Origin of the sequence: Mycolicibacter sinensis, from assembly GCF_001667945.1 — a bacterium.
GTDB lineage: Bacteria > Actinomycetota > Actinomycetes > Mycobacteriales > Mycobacteriaceae > Mycobacterium > Mycobacterium sinense_B.
Map to the genome: position 1 here is coordinate 56718 of NZ_LZJK01000153.1, position 26023 is coordinate 82740.

A 26023-nucleotide genomic window follows, 5' to 3' on the forward strand; every position below is an offset into this window, starting at 1 on the left:
TCTCATACGGCATCTGCTCCGCGCTCACCGGTACGCACCCGCATCACCGTCTCCACCGGGCTCACCCACACCTTGCCGTCGCCGATCTTTCCGGTGCGCGCCGCCCGCGCGATGATGTCCAGAATCTGCTCTACCGCAACGTCGTCGACCAGTACCTCGACCCGCAACTTCGGGACGAAGTCAACCGAATACTCCGCCCCTCGGTAGACCTCGGTGTGGCCCTTCTGCCGCCCGTAACCCCGAACCTCACTGACGGTCATACCCTGCAGGCCCGCCTGTTCCAGGCCGGTCCTGATGTCCTCCAGCGTGAACGGCTTCACGATCGCGGTGATCAGCTTCATACTCTCTTCTCTCTTCGGCGGAGTAGGCGGGGGCCGGGCTGCCGTCGACCGCGAAGTCGTAGCCGCTTTCGGCATGTAGCGCTTCGTCGATGCCCGAGGCCTCGGCTTCTGCGTCCAGACGCAGTCCGATGGTGTACTTGACGATCCATGCCACGGCAGCTGTGCCCACCGCCGAATAGGCCGCAACGCTGAGCGCGCCGATGATCTGGCGCCACAACTGCTGTGTACCGCCTCCGTAGAGCAAGCCGGGCGATACGCCGGCACCGCCTGCGATCGCGGCGGTCGCAGGTGCCGCCAGGAAACCCACCAGCACGGTGCCGACCAGCCCGCCGACCAGGTGCACCCCCACGACATCAAGGGAATCGTCCAGGCCGAAACGGTATTTCAACCCCACCGCCAAAGCGCAGGCGACACCGGCGACGACACCGATCACCAGCGCGCCGACGACGTTCACCGAGGCGCATGACGGGGTGATGGCAACCAGACCGGCGACTATTCCCGATGCCGCACCCAGTGACGTGGCATGCCCGTCTCGAATTCGCTCGGCCAACAGCCAACCGAGCATTGCCGCGGCGGCCGCAACCGTGGTGGTGATGAAGGTCGACCCCGCGACACCGTTGGCGCTGACCGCCGAGCCCGCGTTGAACCCATACCAGCCGAACCACAGCATGGCGGCTCCGAGCATCACCAACGGGAGATTGTGCGGACGCATCGCCGCGGGCCAGCCGCGGCGCCGGCCCAGGATGACGGCAAGCACCAGCGCTGCGGTGCCCGCGTTGATATGCACCGCGGTGCCGCCGGCGAAGTCGATCGCGTGCAGCTTGTTGGCGATCCAGCCGCCGTGGGCTGCCGCCGCTCCGTCGAACGCGAACACCCAGTGCGCGACAGGGAAATAGACGACGCTCACCCACAGAGCGGCGAACAGCAGCCAGCTTCCGAACTTCAACCGATCGGCAACCGCTCCCGAGATCAAGGCCACCGTGATGATCGCGAACATCAACTGGAAGGCGACGAAGACGTTCTGCGGCACCGTACCGACGACCGGAATCTCAACCGCCGAGCCGGTGCCGCCCGAACCCACGGGCACGGCATTGACACCGATCAGGCCCTTCAGGCCCCAGTAGTCGGTGGGGCGGCCCAGCACATTGCCCACGTCGTCGCCGAAGGCCAGCGAGTACCCGTAGAGCACCCACAACACGGTCACCACCGCCATCGCGCTGACGCTCATCATGATCATGTTCAGCACGCTTTTGGCGCGCACCATCCCGCCGTAGAAGAACGCCAGGCCCGGTGTCATCAGCAGTACCAGCGCGGCGCTGATCAGCATCCAGGCGGAATCGCCGGTGTCCGGCACCCCCATAATCGGAAAACGATCCAAGAGTCCAGACCTCCTCGCCGACCAGCTGCCCGGTACGTAGACCAAGTTGGTCAAACAATGCGGAGTTGTTGTTTCGCCTGCAGCGCTGCGCTGTTGCGGGCATGTCACAACCTGCTCACACAGCAGGGCCGTATGCGGGCCGCGACAGCAGGGATGTTCGCTACAGCTGGCGCAACGCGAGGCGAGCGGCGTTGGCGCCGCACATGCCGTGCGCGCCCGGCCCCGGTGGGGTTGCCGCCGAGCAGATATACACGCCGGGGATGCCCGTACTGTAGGGCGACAGCGTCACGCGCGGGCCAAAGGTCAACTGGCGGAGGTCTTTTGCCCCGGTCATGATGTCACCGCCCACGAAATTGGGGTTGTAGCGCGACATTTCGGTGGTGCTGCGCACGGTGTGGCCGATGACGCGGTCGCGGAAACCCGGGGCGAACCGCTCGATCTGGGCGATGATCGCCGCGGTGGCATCCCCGGTGTAGCCGTTGGGCACGTGGGCGTAGGTCCACACCGGGTGCACGTTGCCGACGGAGCGTTGCGGGTCGGCCAGATACTGCTGACCCACCAGGACGAAGGGCCGCTCGGGCATGCGTCCGGCGTGGATGTCGCGTTCGGTGGCAGCCAGCTCGCGGTGCGGGCCGGCCAGGTGCACGGTGCCGGCCAGCCGGGCGTCGGGGTTGGTCCACGGCACACCCTCCTCGACGGCGAAGTCGACTTTGAAGGCCCCCGGCCCGCGCCGGAACCGCCGATAGGCCGCGGACACCCGCGGCGGCAGCCGGTCACCGAGGATCCCGGCCACAGCCTCAGGAGCCAGGTCGAACAGCGTCACGTCGGCGGGCGGCAGTTCCGCCGCAGAGGTCACCGGCACCCCGGTCTCGATGGTGCCGCCCAGCTCGGTCAGCGCGGCGGCCATGGCGTTGGCGATCGCCTGTGATCCCCCGGCGGCCACCGCCCAGCCGTGCCGGTGGCCGGCCGTGAGGATGCCCAGCCCGATCGCCGAGGTCATCGGGTAATGCAGTGGCCGAAACGCGTGCGCGGCAACGCCGGCGAACAAGGCCTGGGCTTGCGGGGTGCGAAACCAGCGAGCCAACGCCGCGGCGGGCAGCATCGTGGGCGCGCCGAACCGGGCCAGGGTCAGTGGATGGTGCGGCAGTCGCAGCAAGGGGCCCATGATGTCGGTGCTGAGCGCATCGAACCGGGCGACCGGGCGGTCGAAGAGTCGGCGCCAGCGGCCGCCGTCGCGGCCCAGGCCCGCGGCGGTCTGCTCGACCGAGCGGTACAGCACCCCGGCGCTGCCGTCGTCGAGCGGATGGGCGCAATCGATTTGCGGCCAGCGCCACCGCAAGCCGTAGCGGTCCACGTCGAGGCTGGACAGGAACGGGGAGCCGACGGCCATCGGGTGGATCGCTGAGCAGTCGTCGTGCAGCAGGCCCGGCAGGATGGCTTCGCTGCTGCGGGTGCCACCACCGACCTCGTCGGCGGCCTCGAGCACAGTGACCTGCACGCCGTGCTGGGCAAGGGTCACGGCGGCGGCGAGCCCATTGGGCCCGCCGCCCACCACAATCGCTGTGCTCACGCCGACACCTCCGGCCGGCAGCACCCGGCGGCGCTAGGCGTGCTTGCCCGGTGCACCGCCGGCGCCGCCGGCGCCACCCGTCCCGCCGTCGTTGGGTAGACCGGCCGCACCGGGGCTACCGGATGCTCCGTCGGTCGCTCCGCCGTTGCCCCCGTGCCCGCCGTCGCCGCCGGGACCGACGATGCCGTTACCGCCGGCGCCACCGGCACCCCCGGCACCCCCGGCACTGTCCACCAGGTTGGTGGCCGCGCCGCCGTTTCCGCCGCGACCGCCGTTAGCACCGGTCAGGCCGCTGCCGCCGGCACCGCCGACGCCTCCGGCGCCGCCGGTGCCACCGGTGGTGCCGTGACCGGCGGCTCCACCCGAGCCACCGTCGCCGCCGCGGCCTCCCACGCCGAGCGGGTTGTTCAAGCCGGCACCGCCCGCGCCACCGGCGCCGCCATCACCGTCTACTCCGGCCTTGCCCGCCCCGCCGATCCATGCGTTGTTGGCGCCGGCCGCTCCACCGCGACCGCCGTCGCCGCCGTTGCCACCGTTGCCGCCCATCGGCTGAGAAGCCGTGCCGGCGGCACCGGCCGCTCCGGCTCCACCGGCGCCGCCGTCACCGCCGTCACCGCTGATACCCAGGAACCAGCCGGCTTTGCCGCCGACACCGCCGTTGCCCGCGTCACCGCCGTTGAGTGCGGTGACCTCGGATCCGTTGACCCCGGCCCAACCCGACCCGCCGCGGCCACCGGCTCCGCCGAAGCCCCAACCGGCCAGGGCGTCGCCGCCTGCCCCGCCGTCGCCGCCGTCGTGCGACACCAGCGTCGAGCCGTCCAGCGTGTCGTGGAACCCGGTACCGCCCTGGCCGCCGGCACCGCCGTCGCCGAACCACAAGCCACCCGAGCCGCCCTGGCCACCGGCACCGGCTTCGACCACCGTGCCGTCGGTGGCGAGGTAGGCGGCGGCTCCCTGACCGCCCGCACCACCGTTACCGAACAAGCCGGCATCGCCGCCGGCGCCACCCATGCCGTCGTTGATCCCGGCCACGCCGGCGGCACCGGTGCCCCCGTCACCGAAGAGGAAGCCGCCGTCGCCGAGGTCGCCCAGACCGAGCCAGCCGAATAGCGAGTTGTTGACGCCGTTGAAGCCGTCGATGCCGTCGCCGATCAGATCGCGGCCGAACATCAACACCCACGGCGTATTGATCAGGTCGATCAGCAGCTGGTTACCGGCGTTATGCAGGAAGCTCTCCAGGGCATCGTGGATGGGGAGGTAGAAGGCGTCCTGGTAGAGCTGCGCCCAGTCGGCCGGCTCGAAGGCATTGAAGTCGACCGAGCCGATATCGATCGGATCGGCGCTGGCCATGCCGATGTCGACCTGATCGAACGCCGACAGGTCGAACCACGTGCCGGGGTCGAAGACGTCGAAATCCGCCTGGGCCGACGGCGCGGTCGCCATGGGCGTCAGCGCCAGCGCCAACGCCGCTGCGGCGCCCGCCACGGCACGACAGAACCGGCCGGCCGCGGTGCGACCACGCTGCCCGGTAGCGCGACGATGACGACGATTCATGGGGATTGACCTTTCTGAGACTGTGCTGCGCCGACTGGCCGAGGCTGGCTTAGGCGGGGTCGATCGTGTCGAGGCCGAGCAAGTCGGCGATCCACGAAAGGTCGGGGTTACCGTCCACGACAGACCCGAGGGAGTTCGGGAAGTCGGTGTCCGCGGGGTCGGTGGCCTCTGCCGAACCGCCGAACAGCGAGCCGGCGTCCTGCATGTCGAAGAACACCCGCTGCGCCGCGGTCCACAGCATCGAGAACGGTTCCTCCCCAAGGAATCCCCCGGGGATGTAGGTCTTGGGGTCCTGCAATTCCTTGAACATGTCCTGGACCCCTTGCGTCCAAGCATTGGACAGCGCGGCGTTGATGTCGGTCAGGCTGATGTTGCTCGGCAGCAGGTCCCAGCTGATGGTGGTCGGTACGTTGGCCGGGCCCTGGTTCCAGCCTTCGGTGAGGCTGCCGTAGCCGAGGTTGACCAGGATGCGCATGCTCGGTTCCAGCAGAGCCGCCAACGGGCTGCCCCAGACCGGGTTGAGCCGCAACAGATCCAGCAGCGGCAGGTGTTCGGTGGGGATCATGTAGTAGTTGGTCAGGCCCGAGGGGTCGGTGGAGTCCAAGGGGATTGCGTTGGCGATGTCCTCGTGGCTCAGCCCCAGGTATCCGTCGTGGATCAAGAACATGCCGGCGATGGCGTTGAGCGTGGACAGCAGGTTCAGCGGGTATTTCGGGAAGTCGGCGTACCCGTCGTATTCCATCGTGTAGACGTCGGTGGTGTAGTAGTCCGGAGTCGGGTGCCCCAGGGTCAATCCGTTCCAGAAGGTGAGGTCGCCGCCCCATAGGTTGAGCATTTCCACAATGCCACCGTTGGGGTTGGCGGCGTTGCCGACCAGCACGAAGTGGACGTCCTCAGCCGGCACGCCCTGATGCTGGAGCTGCTCCATGGTCATCGCCGACATCGCCGCGCTCTGCGAGTAGCCGAACACATACACCGGGTTTTCGGCGTTCACTTCGCCGGTGGCGACCTCCTTGTTGATCGCCTCGGCCAGGATCTGGGCGCCCTGGACTTCCGAGAGGTTTCCCGGGAAGTACAACTGCGGCGTGAACAGTGATTGCGCGGTGCCGGTGAAGCCGTGCGGCTGCAAATAGAAGAGGTTAGCGGCGTTGACATAACCGTCCGACGGCAATGGAATCCCGCTGCCGCCCATAACGAATGCGATGGATCCCCCGGTCAACTGCACCGCCGGCGCTGACGCGGCAGACGACCGGGCGGTGAGCGGCGACAGGCCGAGTATGCCGGCGAAGACGGCGAAAACGCTTACGGCAGCGACGAGTACGTGTCTACGACGCGGCGCGCTCGCGCCGGTCGGACCCGACGCCGCGACCAGTTCTGCCATGAAAGCTCCCAACCCCTGACCCTGCGACCGAACCGTTACCTGATCGAAATTAGATCACCCGCAACAGTTTTAGTCAGTAGTTCCGCGGAATGCCAGCCAGGCTGACATAACTTCGCTTATTGGGACGTAGTGATAATGTCGGCCATTTCCATCGGCCGAAACCCGGGCCGGAAAGGCGTCCGCGTAAAGTGTCTGCCGTGGATATTAATGGAGCAAGCGCGATCGTTACCGGTGGCGCATCAGGAATCGGTGCGGCGACTGCCCGCCAGTTGGCCGCCAAAGGTGCCCGGGTCGTCGTCGCCGACCTGCAGGCCGACAAGGGTGAGGCGCTGGCCCACGAGATCGGCGGGGTGTTCGTGCCGGTCGACGTGACCAGCACCGAGCAGATCATCGACGCCGTCAACACGGCGGCGGACCTCGGACCGCTGCGGGCACTGGTGAACTCGGCCGGTATCGGCTGGGCCCAGCGCACCATCGGCAAAGACGGCCAGTTCGAGTCGGCGCACAACCTGGACCTGTACAAAAAGGTGCTCGACATCAATCTGGTCGGCACCTTCGACTGCATCCGGATCGCGGCCACCGCGATGAGCCGCAACGAGCTGACCGACACCGGCGAGCGGGGCGCGATCGTCAACATGACCAGTGTTGCCGCCTTCGACGGCCAGATCGGCCAGGCCGCCTACTCGTCGTCCAAGGGCGGGGTCGTGGGTCTGACCCTGCCGGTGGCCCGCGACCTGTCCGCGGTCGGTATCCGGGTGAACACCGTCGCACCGGGCCTGATCGACACCCCGATCTACGGCGAAGGCGAGGCCTCCGAGGCGTTCAAGGCCAAACTCGGTGAGTCCGTGCTGTTCCCGCACCGGCTCGGCAAGCCCGAGGAGCTGGCGTCGATGGTGGTCGAGCTGCTCACCAACTCCTACATGAACGCCGAGGTCGTCCGGGTGGACGGCGGCATCCGGATGCCGCCGAAGTAGCCGGATTCCGACCCCGAAGGCCCCCGGTAATCGGGGGCCTTCTGCGTCGGGCACCTGATCACTGAGCCGGCGGCCCATTCCGTGGCGGGGTCGAGTTCGTCACGGCCGAACACCGCCAGCTCTCCGGGAATCCTCCACTCCAGCGCGCGCCGAACGTGAGCGGCCCTTGTCTGACACGATTGCGACGCGTTTGAACGCCGAAGGATGCGGTCCTCTCCAGCCGACTCCGCCACACCCGGGGCCCCGGTCGACTATTCGAACTCGTTACCGCGTGACTGGTGTTCGCGGAGCCGGGTCGCGAAGGTCATCCACTCACCGGATTCGGCATCACGCAGCAGGCTCCGATGTTCGGCCAGCACAAGGTCGGGGTCTCCGCTGACCGTCGAGCTGCGCATGATCGAGAGATACTGGCGGTCCTGAAGGCGGTCGTAGAACGCCAGCATCGTGGAGTTGTTGGCAAGCTCCACGAAGGCCCGGTGAAACTGCATGGCCAAGGCCGCGAAGCCCGGATAGTCGCGCCGACGCAATGCGTCCTGTTGTCCGTCAAGGTTGCCCAGGAGACGCGCACCCAGGAGTCGGCGAGCTTCCGGATCGGCGAGTTGCACCCCGGCGCATTCAAAGGCGTGCCGCACCTGGGCTGACTCGCGGATCTCGTCGACACTCAGTTCGCATACCAGCGCGCCGCGCTTGGGGTAGATGCGCACCAGTCCCTCGTCTTGTAGACGGCCCAGAGCCGCACGCACCGGCGTTCGGCTCATCGACATCGACGCCGCCAGGCTCGACTCGCTGAGCATGGTCCCAGCGGGGTATTCGCCGCTGAGGATGCCCGCGCGGATCACCGCATGGGCGTGCTGCGCGGAATTGGTAGACCCGGCGGCCATGCGCCTCCTCTCCGGATCTCGATGGTTCGCGTCCAAGCCTGGGCCCGGCAGATGATATCCGGCCGACGGTTCGCACCCGCTAGGATACCGCTAGTATCCTAGTTGTGGTTCGAAGCTCGGGCCTGATCCGGCGAGCTGCGCCTGCCGGCGCGGGGAAATTGAGGAGTGCGGTGACAACACCAATGGGCGCGCATCAGCCGGAGGAATCTGCTGCCGCTGCAACGGCGTTCGCCGATCGGATCACCGATGCGCTGGACGCCGCCAGCCTTGCGCTGCTGCTGAGCCTCGGTCACCAAAGCGGCCTGTTCGATGCGTTGGCCAACCTGTCAGCACCCGCGACCAGCGCTGAGATCGCCGCTGTCACCGGGCTCAACGAACGCTATGTCCGCGAGTGGCTGGGGGGCACAACCGTGGCCGGTGTGGTGGACTACGACGCCGCAACCGCGTCATATCGACTGCCGCCGCACCATGCTGCGGCGTTGACCCGTGCTGCCGGGTCCGCCAACCTCGCGCGCGTGGCGCAGTACATCGCCCTGCTCGGCGAGGTCGAACAGAAAGTGTTGGGGTGCTTCCAGCACGGCGGGGGGCTGCCCTACAGCGACTACCCACGTTTCCATGCCGTGATGGCAGAACGCAGCGGTGAAGTGTTCGACACTGCGCTGGTCGACACCGTCCTACCGCTGGTCGACGGCTTACCGCAACGGCTGCGCGACGGCGCGGAGGTGGCCGATTTCGGCTGCGGCAGCGGCCACGCCGTCAACGTGATGGCGGCGGCCTTCGGCAACAGCCGCTTCACCGGCATCGACTTCTCGTCCGAAGGCATCGAACGGGCGACCCGGGAAGCGGCCCAACGGGGACTGCGGAATGCGACCTTCGAGAGCCACGACCTGACGACGTTCGACCGCGCTTCGGCGTACGACCTCGTCACCGCGTTTGACGCCATTCACGATCAGGCACACCCGGCGCGGGTGCTGGAGAACATCTATCGATCCCTACGGCCCGGGGGCACCTTCCTGATGGCTGATTCGCGGGCATCAAGCCAGCTGGAAGACAACATCGGCGTGCCCACCAACACCTACCGCTACACGGTCTCCCTGATGCACTGCATGCCCGTCTCGTTGGCGCTGGACGGTGCCGGACTGGGCACCATGTGGGGCCGCCAGCTCGCCATGTCGATGCTGGCCGACGCCGGGTTCACCGAGGTGAAATGCACTGAGATCGACGAGGACCCGTCGAACTACTACTACATCGCCCGCAAGCTGTGACGGTGCACGCGGCGCCGGGCTCGGTGCCTTGGGTCAGCCCGCGTTGCGCGCCAGGTTGATGGCGTACTCGCTGACGAAGTGGCCCGCTGCCGGTTCACCGGAACCACAGCTGCCGTCGGACTCCCCCACCCGCTTGACCCACAGGTAGGCGTCGGCGTGCGCGCCCGCGGTGTCGGCGGTCGGCGGCGTACCCAGCGCCCGTCCGCTGGGGTTGCACCACCCGAACGGATCGCCTTCCGCCGGGCCGTTGCCGTTGCGGGAGGTGTCGATCACGTAGTGGGCACCGCCCGTCATCCCGGAGATCTCTTCGCCGTAGCCGATCTCCTCTTCGGTGCTGAAATAGTTCGTGGAGTTCAGGGCGAAGCCCCGCGCACGCGCCACCCCGGCCTGGTTGAGCCGGTTGGCCATTTCGCCGGCGCTGACCCAGCGCGAATGCCCGGCATCGACGTAGACGGCCGTCGCCGGGTTGCGGCCCAGAGTGTCGACGGCATAGCTGATCAGGTCGAAACGCTCCTGGCGCTGATCGCCTGACAGGCAGTCGGCCATCGCCAACGCGTCGGGTTCGACGATGATCGCGGCCGGGTTGCCGCCGATCCCGTCGGCGACGCTGTCGATCCAGGCGCGGTAGGACGCCCCGGAGGAGAATCCGCCCGCGGCGTAGCTGCCGCAGTCACGGTGCGGGATCGCGTAGAGCACCAGCACCGGCATGGCACCGGCCGCGGCCGCCGCCCCGGTGTGCCGGGCCACCGTCGCGCCGACGCTACCGACCCCGAACGCCTGGTCGAGCCAGTAGGCCTGCGGAGTGTTGGCCACCCGGGCCAACTCGGCGCTCTCCGGCTGCGCGTTGGCCGCATGCATCGCCTTCGAGACGGGATCGACGTAGAAGGGCATCCCGGCCAGCGGGTTGCCCTCATCGGCCAGTGCCGGGGCCGCGCCGGCCAGGGTCGCAGCGGCCAAGAGGGGGGTGAGGCAGCGCGCGATCGCGCCGAATGCTGAGGGGAGCACAGGCAGAAATTACCTTATGGCCGACCCGTGGTCACAAGACGGTCACGATCGAATACTGGCCTGCTCAGCCGAGCAGCGCGTCGACGAAGGCGGCCGGCTCGAACGGCGCCAGGTCGTCGGGCCCCTCACCGAGCCCCACCAGCTTGACCGGCACCCCCAGCTCCTGCTGCACCCGGAACACAATGCCACCCTTGGCGGTGCCGTCCAGCTTGGTCAGCGCCACCCCGGTGATATCGACGACGTCGGCGAATACCCGCGCCTGCGCCAGGCCGTTCTGCCCGATGGTGGCGTCGAGCACCAGCAACACCTCGTCGACCGCCGCGCGGCGCGTCACCACCCGCTTGACCTTGCCGAGTTCGTCCATCAGGCCGGTCTTGGTGTGCAGCCGGCCGGCGGTGTCGATGACCACCACGTCGGCGCCGGACGACACGCCCTTGTCGACGGCGTCGAAGGCGACCGAGGCCGGGTCGGCGCCCTCGGGTCCGCGCACCACCTCGGCGCCCACCCGCGCCGCCCAGGTCTGCAACTGGTCGGCCGCCGCGGCCCGGAAGGTGTCGGCAGCGCCCAGCACCACCCGCCGGCCGTCGGCCACCAGCACGCGGGCCAGCTTGCCGACGGTGGTGGTCTTGCCGGTGCCGTTGACCCCGACCACCAGCAGCACCGACGGGTGGTCGTCGTGCGGCAGCGCCCGGATGGAGCGGTCCAGGCCGGGCTGCAGCTCACCGATGAGCACGTCACGCAGCACCGCGCGGGCTTCGGCCTCGGTGCGCACCTGCCCGCCGGCCAGCCGTTCGCGTAGCTGCGAGACCACCGATTCGGTGACGGTGGGCCCCAGATCGGAGACCAGCAGGGTGTCCTCGACGTCCTGCCAGGAGTCGTCGTCCAGGTCTCCGCCGCCGAGCAGCCCGAGCATGCTGCGCCCCAACGCGTTCTGCGACTTGGCCAGCCGGCCCCGCAGACGCTGCAGCCGGCCGTCCACCGGTTCGATCTCCGGCTCCACGGTCTCGACGGCGGCGGGCGCTGCCGGGGGTTCGGGGGGCGCTTCGGGTAATTCGACCTCGGTGATCGTGCGCCGGGGGGCATCCCGGGGCTCCGTGGCGTCGTCTCCGATGACGGGGGCCGGGGGCTCGGTACGGCTGAACGTGATATCCGAGGAGGCGGCGTAGCCGCCCGAGCGGTCCAGGCTCTCGCGCTGCGGCGCGGACAAGCTGATGCGCCGCCGGCGGTGGCGCAGCAGGCCGAAGATCAGTGCGGCGATAACGACGAGTGCGGCGGCGACCGCGATGGCAATCCAGAGACCTTCAGTCACCCCGCCATTGTTTCAGGGCCAAGGTGAGCATGGCCTGCCGGTGGTGCCCGGCAGTCCGCGCCCACGACGCCGACGCGGGTACTCCGCAGCCAATCCAGCTGCGGGCGACCCACGGCGCCGGGCCCGGACGGTATTCCGGACATCACAGCTAGCCCGGGCTGGAGACCAGCTCCTCGCCGCGGATGCGCTGGGAGATCACCGCGGTGATCCCGTCGCCCTGCATGGTCACCCCGTACAGCGCGTCGGCGACCTCCATCGTCGGCTTCTGGTGGGTGATGACGATCAGCTGTGAGCGGGCCCGCAGCATCTCGAACAGCGCCAGCAGGCGCCGCAGATTGGTGTCGTCGAGCGCGGCCTCGACCTCGTCCATGATGTAGAACGGCGACGGGCGGGCCCGGAAGATCGCAACCAGCATGGCGATCGCGGTCAGTGATTTCTCCCCACCGGACAGCAGCGACAGCCGCTTGACCTTCTTGCCGGGCGGACGGGCTTCCACGTCGACGCCGGTGGTCAGCATGTCACTGGGGTCGGTCAGCAGCAGCCGGCCCTCCCCGCCGGGGAACAGCGCGGCGAACACCTCGGTGAATTCGCGCTCGACGTCGGCGTAGGCATCGGTGAACACCTGCAGGATGCGTGCGTCGACCTCCGACACCACGTCGAGCAAGTCCTTGCGGGCCGCTTTGACGTCCTCGAGCTGCGTGGACAAGAAGTTATAGCGCTCTTCGAGTGCGGCGAACTCCTCCAGCGCCAGCGGATTGACCCGGCCCAGCTCGGCCAGTTCCCGTTCGGCGCGCTTGGCACGACGCTCCTGAGTGGGCCGGTCGAAGGGCATCGGGGCGGGCGCGGTCACCTGCTCACCGCGCTCCCGGGCCTGCTCGAATTCGGCGAGTTCCAGCTCGGTCGGCGGCAACGGCACATCGGGCCCGTATTCGGCGATCAGATCCGCCGAACTCATCCCGAACTGTTCGAGCACCGTCTGCTCAAGTTGCTCGATCCGCAACGCGGCCTGCGCCTTGGCGACTTCGTCGCGGTGCAGCGACTCGGTGAGCGCGGTGATGCGCGTACTCAGGGAGTTCACCTCATCGCGGACCGCGGCCATCGCGGCGGCCCGCTGCTGGCGCTCGCCGGCCAGCCCGTCCCTGATCCGCGCCGCCGCCACCACCACCAGCTGCAGGCGCTGGGCCAACGCCGTCCCGGCGTCGGCCACCGCGGCGGCCGTGGTCGCGGCGAGCGCACGGGCGGCACGGGCCTGTTCGGCGCGCACCCGCGCCTCGCGTTCGGCGGCGGCCGCCCGGCGCAGCGAATCCGCTTTGCCCCGAACGGCGTTGGCACGCTCCTCGGCAGTGCGCACCGCCAGCCGGGCCTCCACCTCGACGCTGCGGGCCGCCTCGGCGGCGGCCGCGATCTGCTGGCGGTCGACCGGCTCCGCGGCGGCGGTCGGCTCGTCCTGTTCGGCGTTGCGCAGCCGGGCCTCCAGTTCACCGAGTTCGGTGACGGCCTGCGCCCGCCCGGCCTCCAGCTCTTCGCGTTCCCGCAGCCGGCGGCGCCACTCGGTCTCGGCGGCGCGCGCCTCTTGCCCCAGTCGGCCCAGCTGCTCGTGGGTCGCGGCAATCGCGGCGTCGGATTCGTTGAGCGCGGCCAGTGCCTGCTCGGTGGCGTCTTGGCGGGTGGCCTGCTCGGCCAGGGCCCCCGATAGGGCCGCGCTGAGCTGTCCGACCTGCGTTTCGGCGGCGTCCAGCTCGGCGCGCGCCTTGTCGATCTCGCTGTTGATCTCCAGGGTGGACGGCTTGCGGTCCGATCCGCCGCTGACCCACCCGGCGCCGACCAGGTCGCCCTCGACCGTCACCGCGCGCAGCCCTGGGCGGGCGGCCACCAGGTCCAGTGCTGCGGGCAGGTCGGTGACCACCACCACCGACGACAGCATGGCCGTCATCGCGCCGCGCAGCCGGTCGGGGGCCTCGATCAGCTCCAGCGCCCACTGCGCGCCGTCGGGCAGGGCCCTGGTGCCCTCGGGGGGCGGTGGCAGCGGCCAGTCCCCCAGCACGATCGCGGCCCGCCCGCCGTCGGCGCTTTTCAGCGCGTTCAGCGCCGCGCGGGCTGCACCGGCGTTCTCCGCGGCCAGCGCGTCGGCGGCCGACCCGAGCACCGCGGCCAGCGCCGCCTCGTAGCCCGAGCGCACCTTGACCAGCTTGGCGATCGACCCGAAAAGGCCGGCGCCGCTGTGGTTCTGGGCCAGCCAAGCGGCGCCGTCGCGGCGTTCCAGCCCCATCGACAACGCGTCGATGCGGGCCCGCAGGGAGGCGACCTGCCGTTCGGCGCTGCGCTCGGCGGCCTGGAGTTCGGCGACCCGCTCATCGGCCAGCCGCAAGGCGGCCACCGTCCGCTCGTGTTGCTCATCGAGGCCGACCTCGCCCTGGTCGAGCTCGCCGACCCGGCCCTGCACGGTTTCGAACTCGGCCTGGGCGGCCTGGGCGCGCGCGGCGGCCTCCTCGATGCGCGCCGACAGCTGTGCGACGTGGGCGTCGATCGACTCGACGCGCGCCCGAATCGTCTCCACCTGACCGGTCAGCCGGGCCAAACCCTCGCGGCGGTCGGCTTCGGCGCGCACCGCGGCCAGGTGCGCCTTCTCGGCCTCGGCGCTGCGACGCTCGCGTTCTGCCAACTCGGCGCGGGCGGCCTCGAGCCGGGTACCGGCCTCGGCCAGTTCGGCCAGCAGCTGCTGCTCGGCGGCGGCCACCTGCTCGGCCTCGGCCTCCAGCGCGTCCGGGTCCACGCCGCCGGTGGTGATCGGCTCCTCGTCGAGATGATGGGCGCGTTCGCTGGCGATCCGCACGGTGGCGCTGACCCGCTCGGCCAGCGCCGACAGCGAGAACCAGGTCTGCTGTGCGGCTTCGGCGCGCTGAGTCAAGGTGGCGACCGCTGACTCGTGGGCGGTCAGCTCGTCGGCGGCCACCGTCAGCCGCTCGGTGATCTGGTCGTGTTCGCGGCGCAGCGCCGCCTCGGCTTCGGTGGTCCCGGCGAATTCGGTTTGCCGGGTGACCAGGTCGTCGGCCGTCAGCCGCAGCCGGGCGTCGCGCAGATCGGCCTGGATGGTGGCGGCGCGGCGCGCGACCTCGGCCTGGCGGCCCAGCGGTTTGAGCTGGCGGCGCAGTTCGGTGGTCAGGTCGGTCAGCCGGGCCAGGTTGGCCGACATCGCTTCGAGTTTGCGGACCGCCTTTTCCTTGCGTTTGCGGTGCTTGAGCACCCCGGCGGCCTCTTCGATGAACGCCCGGCGGTCTTCGGGCCGCGACTCCAGGATCTGCGCCAGCCGGCCCTGGCCCACGATGACGTGCATTTCGCGGCCGATACCGGAGTCGCTCAGCAGCTCCTGGACGTCCATCAGCCGGCAGCTGGCGCCGTTGATCTCGTATTCGCTGGCGCCGTCGCGGAACATCCGCCGGGTGATCGACACCTCGGCGTACTCGATCGGCAGCGCGTTGTCGGAGTTGTCGATGGTGACGGTGACCTCGGCACGGCCCAGCGGGGCCCGCGAGGAGGTGCCGGCGAAGATGACGTCTTCCATCTTGCCGCCGCGCAGCGTCTTGGCGCCCTGCTCCCCCATCACCCAGGCCAGGGCGTCGACCACATTGGACTTGCCCGACCCGTTGGGCCCGACCACGGCGGTGATACCCGGCTCGAAGCGCAGAGTCGTCGGCGAGGCGAAGGACTTGAAGCCCTTCAGCGTCAGACTCTTGAGGTGCACGGGGTGTGAGACTACCGGTCTAGCGTTCGGCGAAGCCGTCGATCGGCTCGCCGGCATCGGACCAATCGACGACGACGGTGCTTACCCGGCCCGGTGTGGAGCCGCCCTGCAGCAACTCCAGCAGGCGCTGACAGTCCGCGCGGAGCCCCTGGGCGACGACCTGCACCCGCCCGTCGGGGCGGTTGGCGGCGTACCCGGTCAGCCCCAGCTCCAGCGCCCGCGACCGGGTCCACCACCGAAAGCCCACGCCCTGGACGTGGCCGTGCACCCAGGCGGTGAGCCGCACGTCAGGGCCGGCCACGGTCGGCGACCTCGAAACGCACCTCGGTGCCGGACTGCAGCGTGCGGCCCACCGTGCACACCTGCTCGACGGCGCGGTGCACCACCGTCAGCAGCCGCTGCACCTCGGCGTCATCCAGACCTGACAGGTCCAGCTCCAGGGTCTCCGCCAGCAGCGGGTAACGCTCCTGCTCACGATCGGCCGGACCGCAGACCTGGATCGTGGCCGGGTAGTCGTCACCGAGGCGGCGGGCCAGTGGGGCGTCGCTGGACATGCCGGTGCACGCGGCCAGGGCGATCTTGAGCAGTTCGCCGGGGGTGAAAACGCCGTCGACATCCTCGCTGCCGACCAGCACCTGCGCGCCCCGGGAACTGCGGCCGGTGTAGCGCCGGGTACCGGTTCGTTCCACCCACAATTTCGTCATGGGGACATTTTCACCGCCAGGCCGTCGCCTGGCTACGCCGGCGGGAGATCAGAGTGCCGCGACGTTCTTTCTGCCGTATTGGCGTTCCATCATGGCGGTGTCCCCGTATACCTGGACGCGCAGCGTCTTGCCGTTGCCGATGGTGTAAACCTCGGCGCTGTGGCCCGCGTTCTCCACCGACCGAGGCCTCGCTGAGAACCACCACCGTGTCGCCGTCGGCCAGGAAGCGTGCGGAGCGATCATCGGCGCCTTCGCGGCCAGAGCCGTGACGAACTCGCTGAGTTCCTTTTGGCCCCGGTAGGTTCCGCTCACCGCGCTGTCACCCGGTTGCACCCATTCGATGTCGTCGTCGAAGAGCGCCATCAAGGCTTCGGTATCACCGCTGGCGAATGCTTGATAACCGCTTCCAGTTCGATGTTCTGCTCAGACATCCTTCGATTCCTTTCATGGGTAAATTCTGTTGTCCCGGCCAGCTTTCAGCGCCATTGCCGGCACACCTCCGGTGACGTCCGGGCCCTGTCGGGCCGGCTCGGAGTCGGTGCGATGACCACGCGCGACACGATTGACACCTCCTCGGGTCATCGGTGGCTTCGTGTCCGTGATGCAGCTGCGAACACACGCCCAAGGCAAGCACTGCGGCCGCAAAATTGCCTCATCCCAACGGATGAGATCGCAGCTGGCCCTGCTGGTGCTGCGCGGCGAGGGCTTGACGCCGATCGCCGAGGGGTTGTCGGTGTCCTTGACCACCGTCAAGACCCACCTGCGGCATGTTTTCGACAAAACCGCCGGACCTGACGGCAGCCGCCTCGCGGCAAAGTGCACCGCACCGGGGCATACTGACCGTTCATGGCCACCCTCGTCGCATTCCACGCCCATCCCGACGACGAGGCGGTGCTGACCGGCGGGACCCTGGCACGTGCGGCGGCTGAGGGACATCGGGTGGTCGTGGTGACAGCGACAGATGGGCGGGTGCACAACGACGACGTGGAACGCCTCGCTGAACTACGTTCCAGCGCCGATGCGCTCGGCGTACACCGGCTGGAATGCCTCGGCTATGCCGATAGCGGCTTCGGTGCGCAGTTCTATCCCGATCCCCCGGGCCGGGTCAGGTTCGCCCGCGCAGACACCGAGGAGGCCGCGCAGCGGCTGGCCGCCATCCTGCGCGAGGAAGCCGCGGATCTGTTGTTGAGCTACCAGGCCAACGGCGGCTACGGCCACCGGGACCATGTGCAGGTGCATCAGGTCGGCAAGCGGGCCGCCGAACTCGCGGCGACACCACGCGTGCTGGAGGCCACCATGCCCCGGGAGTTGCTCGCCCGCATCAGTGCCGCCGCTCGGCTGCTGCGGCTGCCGGCGCCGTACGGCCGTGACGTGGTTCGCACCGCCTACGCGCCGGGATCGTCGATCACCCACCGGATCAACGTCTTTCGGTACGCCCGGCAGAAGCGTGACGCGTTTGCCGCGCACCGTTCGCAGATCGGCACCAGCGGCGCGGCGGCCCGCCTGTTCGCGGTGCTGATGCGATGTCCACCGCAGGTCGCCGGGCTGATCTTCGGCCGGGAATGGTTCGTCGACCCGACGCTGCCGCCGGGGCGGGTATACCGCGACATCTTCGAGTGACCCGGCGTCAGCGCTGGCATTTCGGGCAGTAGTACGACGAGCGGTTCATGAACTTGGCCCGCCGTATGAGCGTCCCGCACCGCCGGCACGGCTGGTCTTCGCGGCCGTAGGCGTCCAGTGACCGGCTGAAGTAGCCGGATTCGCCGTTGACGTTGACATAGAGCGAATCGAACGAGGTGCCTCCGGCGGCCAGCGCATCACCCATCACCGCCCCGGCGGCCTGCAGCAGTGCTCGCAACCGCGGGCGCGACAGCGTGTCGGCCATTCGGGTGCCGCGGATGCCGGCACGCCACAGCGCTTCGTCGGCGTAGATGTTGCCGATCCCGGACACCACGGTCTGGTCGAGGAGTTGACGCTTGATCTCGGAGTGTTTGCGCCGCAGCACGTTCACCACCGATTCGGCGTCGAAGCGCGGGTCCAGCGGATCGCGGGCCAGGTGCGCCACCGGCAGCGGCACCATGCTGCCGTCGACGGTGACCAGCTCGGTGAGCTGCCAGCCGCCGAAGGTCCGCTGGTCGACGAAGCTGACCTTCGTCCCGTCGTCGAGCACCGCGGCGATCCGCAGGTGCTTGGTGTCGGGCAACTCCCCCAGCAGCATCTGTCCGCTCATGCCCAGGTGCACCACCAGCGCCTCGTCGGTGCTCAACAGCAGCCACAGATACTTGCCGCGCCGGTCGGTGCCGGTGATGCGGGCGCCGAGCAGCCGGCCGGTCAGGTCGGCGGGACCGGCCTCGTGCCGGCGCACCGCACGTGGATGGTGGACCCGGACGCCGCTGAGGGTGCGGCCCACCAGGTGGGCGTCCAAGCCGCGGCGTACCACCTCGACCTCGGGAAGCTCCGGCATCGTCAGGCGGGCGGCGCGTCGTCGGTCGGGTCCAGCGCATCCAGCGCCGTCCAGGCCGCGGCCGCCGCCTTCTGTTCGGCTTCCTTCTTCGACCGGCCCACACCCGATCCGTATTCGGTGTCCGACACCACGACGACGGCGGTGAACTCCCGATCGTGGTCGGGCCCGGTCGAGCTGACCTGGTAACTCGGCACGCCGAGCCCGCGGGCCGCGGTCAGCTCCTGCAGGCTGGTCTTCCAGTCCAGGCCCGCACCCAGGGTGGCCGCGGTGTCCAGCAGCGGCCCGAACAGCCGCAGGATCACTTCGCGCGCGGTATCGATGCCGTGTTCGAGGTAGACCGCACCCAGCAGCGACTCCATGCCGTCGGCCAGGATGCTGGACTTGTCGGCCCCGCCGGTGTTGACCTCACCGCGGCCGAGCAGCAGGTGGGCGCCCAAGCCGTCCTCGGTCAGCCCGCGCGCCACATCGGCCAGGGCCGCCGTGTTGACCACGCTGGAGCGCAGTTTGGCCAGGTCGCCCTCGGGCCGGTCGGGGTGGCGGTGGAACAGTTCGTCGGTGATGGTCAAGCCGAGCACGGCGTCGCCGAGGAACTCCAGCCGCTCATTGGTGGGCAAGCCGCCGTTCTCGTAGGCGAAACTGCGATGGGTGACCGCCAGCGTGAGCAGATCGTCGGGCAAGTCCACCCCGAGCGCATCCAGCACCGCCTGCCGGGGACGGCTCACCGGTCACCGTCATCAGTGGACTGAGCCGACCCTGGACCCACCATCCCGGCGAGTTTGGCCCAGCGCGGATCGATCTTGTCGTGGTGGTGTCCCGGTTCGGCGCCGGCCAACGCGACCCCGCAGTCCGGACACAGTCCCGGACAGTCCGGATCGCACAGCGGCGACAACGGCAGCGCCAGCCCGACCGCGTCGACGATCGCCTGCTCGAGGTCCACGGCGTCGGCGACGACCCGGCCGACCTCGTCGTCGTCGGTGGTGGCGTCGGTGGTGCTGTCCGGGTAGGCGAACAGCTCAGTCAACTCGACCTCTATGTCGCCGGTCAGCGGCTGCAGGCAGCGCGCACATTCGCCCGCGGTGGCCGCCGAGACCGCCCCGGTCACCAGCACACCTTCGGACACCGACTCCACCCGCAGATCCAGCTCGACGGCGGTGTCCGGGGGAATCGCCACCAGGTCCAACCCGATACGGCCCCGGCTGGAGCGCTGCTCGTGCAGCGCGATCATCGAGCCGGGACGCCGGCCCAGCCGGGCGACGTTCACCACGAACGGCGAAGGCAGCTGCCGCTGCCCGCCCTTCACGCCAATACCCGGGTGCCTCGCCATGCCGCGATTCTACGCAGCGGGCATTGCCGCGTTCGCGGGTCAGCGGGTCGCGTAATCGTGGGTGCCCGCGGCGGTCCGCAGTTGGTGGCGACCGCGGTTGATCGAGCGCAGGGTGCCGTTGAGGAAGTCCTCGAACTCGGCCAGCTTGGCGTCGACGTAGATGTCGCACTCGCCGCGCATCCGGTCTGCTTCGGCGTGCGCCGAGTCGATCAGCCGGGTGGCTTCGGCCCGCGCCGAGGTCACCACCTCGTTCTGCGACACCAGCCGCTGCTGCTCCTTGATGCCTTCCTGAACGGCCTTCTCGTAGGCGGCGTTACCGTTCTCGACCAGCCGGTCGCATTCGGCCTGGGCACGGCTGGTGGCGGTCTCGAACTCGCGCTTGGCTGTGGCGCTGAGCCGGGCCGCTTCCTCGCGGGCCTCGCCGAGCATCCGCTCACTGTGCCCGCGCGCCTCTGCCACCATCCGGTCGGCCTGACCCTTGGCGTCGGCCAGCAGCCGGTCGGCCTCGGCCCGGGCGTGGCTGACCAGCGATTCGGCTTCGGCGGTGGCGGAGCTGACCATCGAGTCCGCGTGTTCCTTGGCCTCGTTGAGCACCGAGTCACGGGCGTCGAGCACATCCTGGGCGTCGTCGAGTTCGCCGGGGATCGCATCCCGAATGTCGTCGATCAATTCCAGGACGTCGCCGCGGGGCACCACGCAGCCGGCCGTCATCGGCACGCCACGGGCTTCTTCAACAATGGAGCCCAGTTCGTCAAGGGCTTCGAACACTCGGTACACGGCAGCACCCTCCAGGCATAGTCGTTGTTACTAGTGTGCCCTCTGTTACGTATGTGACTGCGTTAGCGACTCGGTGTGTCGGATTTTGGGCCGCCTCACCGGTAGCCTGTCCCGTTGAATCCGGACCAGCGAAAGGCGGCCATGACAAACGGTTCCGGGGAGTCTCGAGGTTCCAGCGGTTCCGCGACCGACATCGGCCGATTGCTGCTGCGCTGTCCCGACAGCCACGGCATCATCGCCGCGGTCAGCGCCTTCCTGGCCGATGCCGGCGCCAACATCATCTCGCTGGATCAGCACTCGACCGCGCCCGAGGGCGGGACGTTCGTGCAGCGGGCGATCTTTCACCTGCCCGGCCTGCCCGCCGCCATCGATGACCTTCGCCGGCGGTTCGGCGCCACGGTAGCCGAGCGGTTCGCGATGGACTACCGGTTCGCCGAGGCCGCCAAACCGAAACGGGTGGCGATCATGGCCTCCAAAGCCGACCACTGCCTGCTGGATCTGCTGTGGCGCAACCGCCGCGGCGAGCTGGAGATGACGGTGGCGATGGTGATCTCCAACCACCCGGATCTGGCCGAGCAGGTGCGCCCGTTCGGGGTGCCGTTCTTTCACATCCCCGCCAACCGCGACATCCGTGCCGAGGCCGAGCAGCGTCAGCTGCAGTTGCTGTGCGGCAACGTGGACTTGGTCGTGCTAGCCCGGTACATGCAGATCATCACCGGTGAGTTCATCGAGGCGCTTGGCTGCCCGCTGATCAACATCCACCACTCCTTCCTGCCGGCGTTCATCGGCGCGGCCCCCTATCAGCGGGCCCGGGAACGCGGCGTCAAGCTGATCGGCGCGACTGCGCATTACGTCACCGAGGTCCTCGACGAGGGGCCGATCATCGAACAGGACGTGGTGCGGGTGGACCACACGCACAGTGTGGGCGATTTGGTGCGATTGGGCGCCGACGTGGAACGGGCGGTGCTGTCACGGGCGGTGCAGTGGCACTGCCAGGACCGGGTGATCCGGGTGGGCAATGAAACGGTGGTGCTCTAAACCGCTGCTGCGGCGCCGATTTCACCGGCCCGGTGCCACGCGTTGCGCTCCGCGCTGAACGCCTCGGTTTGTTGGCGACGGAACTCGGCGATCGTCTCGGCGTTGTCGGTCAGGAAGCGGCGGTAGTCGGGCAACGAGAACTCGCCGTCGCTGATCGATACCCGGCCACGGCCGGCCGCCATGTCGGCACGCATCTCGAGTAGCTCTTCGGCCTGTACCGGGTAGAAGCTGATGCGGTCGAAGTAGCGCAGCAGCCACGGTGTTTCGGGATCGAACAGGCCGGCGGTGGCGTGCCGGTGGTTCCACACCTGGGTGGTGCGTCCGACGAATTGGTAGCCACCGGGGCCCTCGATGCCGTAGATGCACAGGTAGGCTCCGCCGATCCCGACAGCGTTCTCCGGGGTCCAGGTGCGGGCCGGGTTGTACTTGGTGGTGACCAGCCGCTGGCGCGGGTCCAGCGGGGTGGCCACCGGTGCGCCGAGGTAGATATCGCCCAGCCCGAGCACCAGGTACTGCGCGTCGAAGACGATGTCGTAGACCTGCGAGATGTCGGTCAGTCCATTGATGCGCCTGATGAATTCGATGTTCGACGGACACCATGGCGCATCGGGCCGCACGCCGTAGGTGTAACGGCGGATCGCCTCGTGGGTGGCGGGGTCATCCCAGCTCAGCGGCAAGCGCACCGACCGGCTCGGCACGACGAGTTCACCGCAGGCCTGCAGCGCTTCGTCGATGCCCACCAGCTCCGCGACCACCTCGTCGCACGACACCTGCTCGGTGTCGAACTGGACCTGCAGTGAACGCACCCCGGGCGTCAGTTCCTGCATCCCGGGCAGTTCACGCTGCCGCAGTTGGTCGTAGAGCACCTGCACGCGTGCCCGCAGCGCCAGATCCAGTGTCATAGGGCCGTATTCGAGCAGGATTCCGCCGTCACCGGCGCGCCGCAGCGTGACAGCGGTCCCGTCGTGTCCGGTGTGATGCTGCAATACCCCGTCGTCACCGTCGCCGGAGCGGGAGTGCACAACGGGCAGCGCCGCCCGTCGGCGCGCGCCCAGCGACGACACCGGCGGGGCGTGGTCCGCGCGGACGGGCACCAGCCGCACGGTGTCACCGGGCGCGAGTTGGCCGAGTTTCCATCGGTCGCCGCGCACTACCGTCACCGGGCAGACGAAGCCGCCCAGGCTGGGGCCGTCGGGCCCCAGCAGGATCGGGGTATCACCGGTGAAGTCCAGTGCCCCAACGGTGTAGGCGGTGTCGTGGATGTTCGACGGGTGCAGGCCGGCCTCCCCGCCGTCGGGGCGGGCCCAGTGCGGCTTCGGTCCGGCCAGCCGCACACCGGTGCGGTCGGAGTTGAAGTGCACCGTGTAGTCGGTGGTGGTCAGGGTGGTCATGTCGGCGCGGGTCAGGAATTCTCGTGCGGCGTGCGGGCCTTCGGTCACCGCGAGTTCCCAATGCCGGCCGATGCTGGGCTGACTCTGCCCGGGCGCACGGTGCAGTGCCGGCGCTGCACCGTTACGGCCGGCGGCCCGAAGCTGGTCGCCTTCTTGCAGTGCGCGACCGTGATGCCCGCCGAACACGCCTTGGGTGAAGGTGGCTGCGCTGCCGAGGAATTCCGGCTCGACGAGTCCTCCCTCGACAAGCACATAGCAGCGCATACCGGGTCCGGCGATCGTGCCGATCTCAACTACGCCGCCGGCGGGCACCTGCACCGACTGCCACTGCGGAACCGGGGCGCCGTCCAGGGTGACCGGCACCGGGGCACCGGTCACGCAGACCCAGGCGGGGCTCGAGAACTGCAGACTGGGACCCACCTTGGTGCATTCCAGGCCGGCCGCCCCCTCGGGGTTTCCCAGCACCTGGTTGCCGACCCGAAACGACACGTCGTCCATCGGCCCGGACGGTGGAACCCCGACGTGCCAATAGCCCACCCGGCCGGGCCAGTCCTGCACCGTCGTGAACAGCCCGGGCCGGACCACCTCGATGCCGATCATCTCCGCCTGATCACCATGCGCACCGGCGTCGGGTCAAAACCGTTGCACGGGTTGTTGATCTGCGGACAGTTCGACACCAGCACCAGGGTGTCGGTCTCCGCACGCAACGTCACGCTCTTACCCGGAGCCGAGATGCCGTCGACGATGCCCAGGGTGCCATCGGCCTCGACGGGCACGTTCATGAACCAGTTGATGTTGGAGACGATGTCACGCTTGCCTAAGCCCCAGCGTGCGCCCTCGGCGAGGAAATTCTCCACGCAGGCGTGCTGGTGGGCGGTGTGATGCCCGTAGCGCAGCGTGTTGGACTCCTGCGAGCAGGCCCCGGCGATGGTGTCGTGGTTCCCGACATCGTCGGCGACGACGGTCATCAGCGCCGTCCCGTCAGCGGCGCGCAGCACCGAACCGGTGCCCACGAAGATGTTGCGCTGGGCGGCGACGGTGGCTTGCGCGCTGTAGCGCCGGGTGTGATCGGCGGCGTCATAGAGCAGACAGTCCACCGCCTGGTTGCCGTGCAGGTCGATGATCTGCAGCTGATCCCCGGCGCGCACCACCGCCGACCAGGGCGCCCGGGCCGGCACCACCTCGTCGGAGACGGCCGGTAACTGGGTGGTCATGACCGCCGCTCCCCCGCTCCCGCGGCCCACGCCGCCTCGGTGTTCTCCCGAGCGCGCAGATACTCCGGGTCCTGGTTGGCCGGTGTCACCAACTGCTCGCCGGCTTTCCAGCCGAGTACGTCCAGCGCGGTCGCGGGCGGGTCGGGATCCAACGGGTGCGCGGCGTTGACCACCACCAGCAACACCGGAAGGTGGATCAGCAGGTCGACCGCTGCCCCGGCACCCGCGGATCCGGTGAATTCCAGTGCCCCGCTACCCGGTTCGACGCGGACACCGCGGAACAGCGACACCGATGGGGCCACGTCACGGATGTCCAGGCCGTGTTTGATCGCACCCAGCAGCAACAGCTGGCGGCCGGTGGCGTCGGGCCCGCAGAGCATGTCGTGATGGCCCGAGGAGTCGGCGACGACGGTGGCCAGTACCCGGCCCTGGTCCGAGAGCAGCGGATGGCCGGCGCCGAGGTAGGCCTGCCAGGGCACCTTCATGGTGTCGGCGACGTTGAGCCGTTCCCAGGGCGCCTCAGCGCGATACAGCAGCAGATGCGCGCAGGCGCCGCCGTCGACGTCGATTAACCGGATCCGGCTGCCCCGAGCCAGCACCTTGGTGGCGTAGCCGTTGGCCGGGATGGACTCGGCCCAGACCAAAGACGACGAGTCGACGTCATCGGGGGCCACCGGGATGCGCATCTGGGCCCGGTGCGCCTGGGCGCGGGCGTGCGAGCGGGCCCCGCGGGTGGAGTCGGTGCGTACTTCGTCCATGCCAGGACGGTAACACATTTTCTATCGATCGATAGTTTTTAGGGCGCGAAGGCCGCCGCGTGATAGGCAGTAAGGCGTGCAGACCGACCGACGAGGACGTCCGCGGCTGGTGGCGTCTCGCCGGCCGGGCAACAGCGCGCGCGATGAGATTCTTGATGCGGCAGCAGAGTTGTTCACCACCATCGGCTATGCCGCCACCTCAACCCGGCGCATCGCCGAGAGTGTCGGCATCCAGCAGGCCTCGCTGTATCACCACTTCGCCGCGAAAGACGACATCCTCGACGCGCTGCTGGCCGGCACCGTGGACACCTCGGTCGCACTGGCCGCCGAGCTGCTGGCCGAAGGCGGACCCGGGGCGCCCCGGCTGCACACGCTCGTCGTCGCCGACGCCACCCAACTATGTGGTGGCAGCTGGAATCTGGGCACCCTGTATCTGCTTCCGGAGCTTCGGGTCGAGCGCTTCGCCGCGTTCCGCCGGCGCCGGGGCCAGTTACGGGATTACTACCGGGAGCTGTCGCGGGTGGTGATCGCCGAGCACAACGGACCAGCCGAGGCCGACGACTTTGCGTTCCGGTTGGTGGAGGCGGTGATCAACCGCCGCTCCGATGACGGCGCCTGTCCGCCGGAGTACCCGTGGGCCACCGCGGAGGCCGCGTTGCGGGTGCTGGGCTGCGGTGGTCGTTTCGCGCGGATGCGGCAGGGCACGGCGGACCGTTTGGGGTTGTCGCCGGGATAGCTCGCCGGACGCCGCGGTCACATGCGTCGGTATCGCCGGCGATATCGACTCGGCGTTGTTGTCGCCGGCTCACACGCCCGCGGACTCGCGCGAAAGCCAACTGTCGGACCCTACTGCGATGATGAAGCCATGTCCTCGATCGCACCATCCGGCACCAAGACGTTGGGCCCCGCCCAGCGCCTTGACGTGCTATTCGAGGAACTCGCGGAGTTGACCG

The 26023-nt window shown here is 69.1% G+C and carries 24 protein-coding genes; 5 read left to right on the forward strand and 19 right to left on the reverse strand.

What is annotated here, in order from left to right; all coding sequences use genetic code 11:
* Positions 1-2: 2 nt before the first annotated feature.
* The 5 genes from A5694_RS19895 to A5694_RS19915 all read right to left on the reverse strand — a co-directional run bounded on the left by A5694_RS19895 (position 3) and on the right by A5694_RS19915 (position 6224).
* Positions 3-341 carry a P-II family nitrogen regulator gene (locus A5694_RS19895; protein ID WP_064924031.1) on the reverse strand — a complete coding sequence of 113 codons (339 nt, stop codon included), beginning with the start codon at positions 339-341 and terminating at the stop codon, positions 3-5.
* A complete protein-coding gene (locus A5694_RS19900; RefSeq protein ID WP_109535770.1) occupies positions 247-1719 on the reverse strand; it encodes an ammonium transporter in 1473 nt (490 codons plus the stop codon). The genes A5694_RS19895 and A5694_RS19900 overlap by 95 nt, the downstream gene beginning before the upstream one ends.
* A gap of 160 nt (positions 1720-1879) precedes the next feature.
* On the reverse strand, positions 1880-3289 hold the full coding sequence (locus tag A5694_RS19905; RefSeq protein WP_064924052.1) for a phytoene desaturase family protein: 1410 nt from the start codon (positions 3287-3289) through the stop codon (positions 1880-1882).
* A gap of 33 nt (positions 3290-3322) precedes the next feature.
* The gene (locus A5694_RS24195; RefSeq protein WP_165605206.1) at positions 3323-4843 is read right to left on the reverse strand and encodes a hypothetical protein; all 1521 of its coding nucleotides are present in this window, start codon (positions 4841-4843) and stop codon (positions 3323-3325) included.
* Between the two features lie 49 nt (positions 4844-4892).
* The gene (locus tag A5694_RS19915) at positions 4893-6224 is read right to left on the reverse strand and encodes a PE-PPE domain-containing protein (protein WP_234786431.1); all 1332 of its coding nucleotides are present in this window, start codon (positions 6222-6224) and stop codon (positions 4893-4895) included.
* A gap of 197 nt (positions 6225-6421) precedes the next feature.
* Between A5694_RS19915 and A5694_RS19920 the strand changes: the two genes are divergently transcribed.
* Positions 6422-7198 (forward strand): SDR family NAD(P)-dependent oxidoreductase, encoded by a 777-nt coding sequence (locus tag A5694_RS19920; protein ID WP_064924054.1) that lies wholly within the window; start codon positions 6422-6424, stop codon positions 7196-7198.
* A 251-nt stretch (positions 7199-7449) separates the two neighbouring features.
* Here A5694_RS19920 and A5694_RS19925 read toward each other — a convergent pair whose 3' ends face one another.
* Positions 7450-8079 (reverse strand): GntR family transcriptional regulator, encoded by a 630-nt coding sequence (locus A5694_RS19925; RefSeq protein ID WP_064924034.1) that lies wholly within the window; start codon positions 8077-8079, stop codon positions 7450-7452.
* 182 nt (positions 8080-8261) lie between these two features.
* Between A5694_RS19925 and A5694_RS19930 the strand changes: the two genes are divergently transcribed.
* Entirely contained in the window at positions 8262-9344 is a 1083-nt protein-coding gene (locus A5694_RS19930) for a class I SAM-dependent methyltransferase (RefSeq protein WP_064924035.1), read from the forward strand.
* Between the two features lie 33 nt (positions 9345-9377).
* Here A5694_RS19930 and A5694_RS19935 read toward each other — a convergent pair whose 3' ends face one another.
* The 6 genes from A5694_RS19935 to A5694_RS19960 form a co-directional block, all read right to left on the reverse strand.
* Positions 9378-10349, reverse strand: a complete 972-nt coding sequence (locus A5694_RS19935) for a glycoside hydrolase family 6 protein (RefSeq protein ID WP_082952768.1) — start codon at positions 10347-10349, stop codon at positions 9378-9380.
* A 64-nt stretch (positions 10350-10413) separates the two neighbouring features.
* A complete protein-coding gene (gene ftsY / locus A5694_RS19940) occupies positions 10414-11658 on the reverse strand; it encodes a signal recognition particle-docking protein FtsY (protein ID WP_064924036.1) in 1245 nt (414 codons plus the stop codon).
* A gap of 148 nt (positions 11659-11806) precedes the next feature.
* Positions 11807-15400 (reverse strand): chromosome segregation protein SMC, encoded by a 3594-nt coding sequence (smc, locus tag A5694_RS19945; RefSeq protein ID WP_064924037.1) that lies wholly within the window; start codon positions 15398-15400, stop codon positions 11807-11809.
* Positions 15401-15419: 19 nt separating this feature from the next.
* Positions 15420-15701, reverse strand: a complete 282-nt coding sequence (locus A5694_RS19950; RefSeq protein ID WP_064924038.1) for an acylphosphatase — start codon at positions 15699-15701, stop codon at positions 15420-15422.
* The gene (locus tag A5694_RS19955) at positions 15688-16104 is read right to left on the reverse strand and encodes an OsmC family protein (RefSeq protein WP_064924039.1); all 417 of its coding nucleotides are present in this window, start codon (positions 16102-16104) and stop codon (positions 15688-15690) included. The genes A5694_RS19950 and A5694_RS19955 overlap by 14 nt, the downstream gene beginning before the upstream one ends.
* A 48-nt stretch (positions 16105-16152) precedes the next feature.
* Positions 16153-16467, reverse strand: a complete 315-nt coding sequence (locus A5694_RS19960; RefSeq protein ID WP_328589442.1) for a DUF4440 domain-containing protein — start codon at positions 16465-16467, stop codon at positions 16153-16155.
* Positions 16468-16950: 483 nt separating this feature from the next.
* Here A5694_RS19960 and A5694_RS19965 point away from each other — a divergent pair, with 483 nt between their 5' ends.
* Complete coding sequence (locus A5694_RS19965; RefSeq protein ID WP_064924040.1) at positions 16951-17724, forward strand: PIG-L deacetylase family protein; 774 nt, start codon at positions 16951-16953, stop codon at positions 17722-17724.
* Positions 17725-17731: 7 nt separating this feature from the next.
* Here A5694_RS19965 and mutM read toward each other — a convergent pair whose 3' ends face one another.
* Genes mutM through sepIVA form a run of 4 tightly spaced genes read right to left on the reverse strand, consistent with a single transcriptional unit; the run spans position 17732 to position 20669 of the window.
* Positions 17732-18568, reverse strand: a complete 837-nt coding sequence (gene mutM / locus A5694_RS19970; RefSeq protein WP_064924041.1) for a bifunctional DNA-formamidopyrimidine glycosylase/DNA-(apurinic or apyrimidinic site) lyase — start codon at positions 18566-18568, stop codon at positions 17732-17734.
* A gap of 2 nt (positions 18569-18570) precedes the next feature.
* Positions 18571-19290: a ribonuclease III gene (gene rnc, locus A5694_RS19975; protein WP_064924042.1), complete on the reverse strand. Its 720-nt coding sequence runs from the start codon at positions 19288-19290 to the stop codon at positions 18571-18573.
* Positions 19287-19892 carry a YceD family protein gene (locus A5694_RS19980; protein WP_064924043.1) on the reverse strand — a complete coding sequence of 202 codons (606 nt, stop codon included), beginning with the start codon at positions 19890-19892 and terminating at the stop codon, positions 19287-19289. Before A5694_RS19980 ends, rnc begins: the two co-directional genes overlap by 4 nt.
* Positions 19893-19931: 39 nt before the next feature.
* Positions 19932-20669 (reverse strand): cell division protein SepIVA, encoded by a 738-nt coding sequence (sepIVA, locus tag A5694_RS19985; RefSeq protein ID WP_019736840.1) that lies wholly within the window; start codon positions 20667-20669, stop codon positions 19932-19934.
* 141 nt (positions 20670-20810) lie between these two features.
* Here sepIVA and purU point away from each other — a divergent pair, with 141 nt between their 5' ends.
* Complete coding sequence (gene purU, locus A5694_RS19990) at positions 20811-21707, forward strand: formyltetrahydrofolate deformylase (protein ID WP_064924044.1); 897 nt, start codon at positions 20811-20813, stop codon at positions 21705-21707.
* On the opposite strand, the gene A5694_RS19995 is transcribed toward purU, so the two are convergent.
* From A5694_RS19995 to A5694_RS20005, 3 genes are read right to left on the reverse strand one after another with little or no spacing between them, the layout of a single operon-like run.
* The gene (locus A5694_RS19995; protein WP_064924045.1) at positions 21704-23698 is read right to left on the reverse strand and encodes a 5-oxoprolinase/urea amidolyase family protein; all 1995 of its coding nucleotides are present in this window, start codon (positions 23696-23698) and stop codon (positions 21704-21706) included. The two genes, purU and A5694_RS19995, sit on opposite strands and share 4 nt — an antisense overlap.
* Positions 23695-24312, reverse strand: a complete 618-nt coding sequence (locus A5694_RS20000) for an urea amidolyase associated protein UAAP2 (RefSeq protein ID WP_064924046.1) — start codon at positions 24310-24312, stop codon at positions 23695-23697. The genes A5694_RS19995 and A5694_RS20000 overlap by 4 nt, the downstream gene beginning before the upstream one ends.
* Positions 24309-25070 carry a DUF1989 domain-containing protein gene (locus A5694_RS20005; protein WP_064924047.1) on the reverse strand — a complete coding sequence of 254 codons (762 nt, stop codon included), beginning with the start codon at positions 25068-25070 and terminating at the stop codon, positions 24309-24311. Before A5694_RS20005 ends, A5694_RS20000 begins: the two co-directional genes overlap by 4 nt.
* Before the next feature lie 76 nt (positions 25071-25146).
* On the opposite strand from A5694_RS20005, the gene A5694_RS20010 reads away from it, so the two are divergent.
* The gene (locus tag A5694_RS20010) at positions 25147-25806 is read left to right on the forward strand and encodes a TetR/AcrR family transcriptional regulator (protein WP_064924048.1); all 660 of its coding nucleotides are present in this window, start codon (positions 25147-25149) and stop codon (positions 25804-25806) included.
* Positions 25807-26023: the final 217 nt, after the last annotated feature.

Excerpts from the sequence above, each read along its gene's own strand:
- A5694_RS19960 (WP_328589442.1), bottom strand. The coding sequence starts at position 16,467 with ATGGCGCTCTTCGACGACGACATCGAATGGGTGCAACCGGGTGACAGC.
- A5694_RS20000 (WP_064924046.1), bottom strand. The coding sequence starts at position 24,312 with ATGACCACCCAGTTACCGGCCGTCTCCGACGAGGTGGTGCCGGCCCGG.
- A5694_RS19930 (WP_064924035.1), top strand. The coding sequence starts at position 8,262 with ATGGGCGCGCATCAGCCGGAGGAATCTGCTGCCGCTGCAACGGCGTTC.
- A5694_RS20005 (WP_064924047.1), bottom strand. The coding sequence starts at position 25,070 with ATGGACGAAGTACGCACCGACTCCACCCGCGGGGCCCGCTCGCACGCC.
- A5694_RS19980 (WP_064924043.1), bottom strand. The coding sequence starts at position 19,892 with ATGGCGAGGCACCCGGGTATTGGCGTGAAGGGCGGGCAGCGGCAGCTG.
- mutM (WP_064924041.1), bottom strand. The coding sequence starts at position 18,568 with ATGCCGGAGCTTCCCGAGGTCGAGGTGGTACGCCGCGGCTTGGACGCC.
- purU (WP_064924044.1), top strand. The coding sequence starts at position 20,811 with ATGACAAACGGTTCCGGGGAGTCTCGAGGTTCCAGCGGTTCCGCGACC.
- A5694_RS19965 (WP_064924040.1), top strand. The coding sequence starts at position 16,951 with ATGGCCACCCTCGTCGCATTCCACGCCCATCCCGACGACGAGGCGGTG.
- A5694_RS19915 (WP_234786431.1), bottom strand. The coding sequence starts at position 6,224 with ATGGCAGAACTGGTCGCGGCGTCGGGTCCGACCGGCGCGAGCGCGCCG.
- A5694_RS24195 (WP_165605206.1), bottom strand. The coding sequence starts at position 4,843 with ATGAATCGTCGTCATCGTCGCGCTACCGGGCAGCGTGGTCGCACCGCG.
- A5694_RS19955 (WP_064924039.1), bottom strand. The coding sequence starts at position 16,104 with ATGACGAAATTGTGGGTGGAACGAACCGGTACCCGGCGCTACACCGGC.
- A5694_RS19995 (WP_064924045.1), bottom strand. The coding sequence starts at position 23,698 with ATGATCGGCATCGAGGTGGTCCGGCCCGGGCTGTTCACGACGGTGCAG.
- A5694_RS19925 (WP_064924034.1), bottom strand. The coding sequence starts at position 8,079 with ATGGCCGCCGGGTCTACCAATTCCGCGCAGCACGCCCATGCGGTGATC.
- A5694_RS19895 (WP_064924031.1), bottom strand. The coding sequence starts at position 341 with ATGAAGCTGATCACCGCGATCGTGAAGCCGTTCACGCTGGAGGACATC.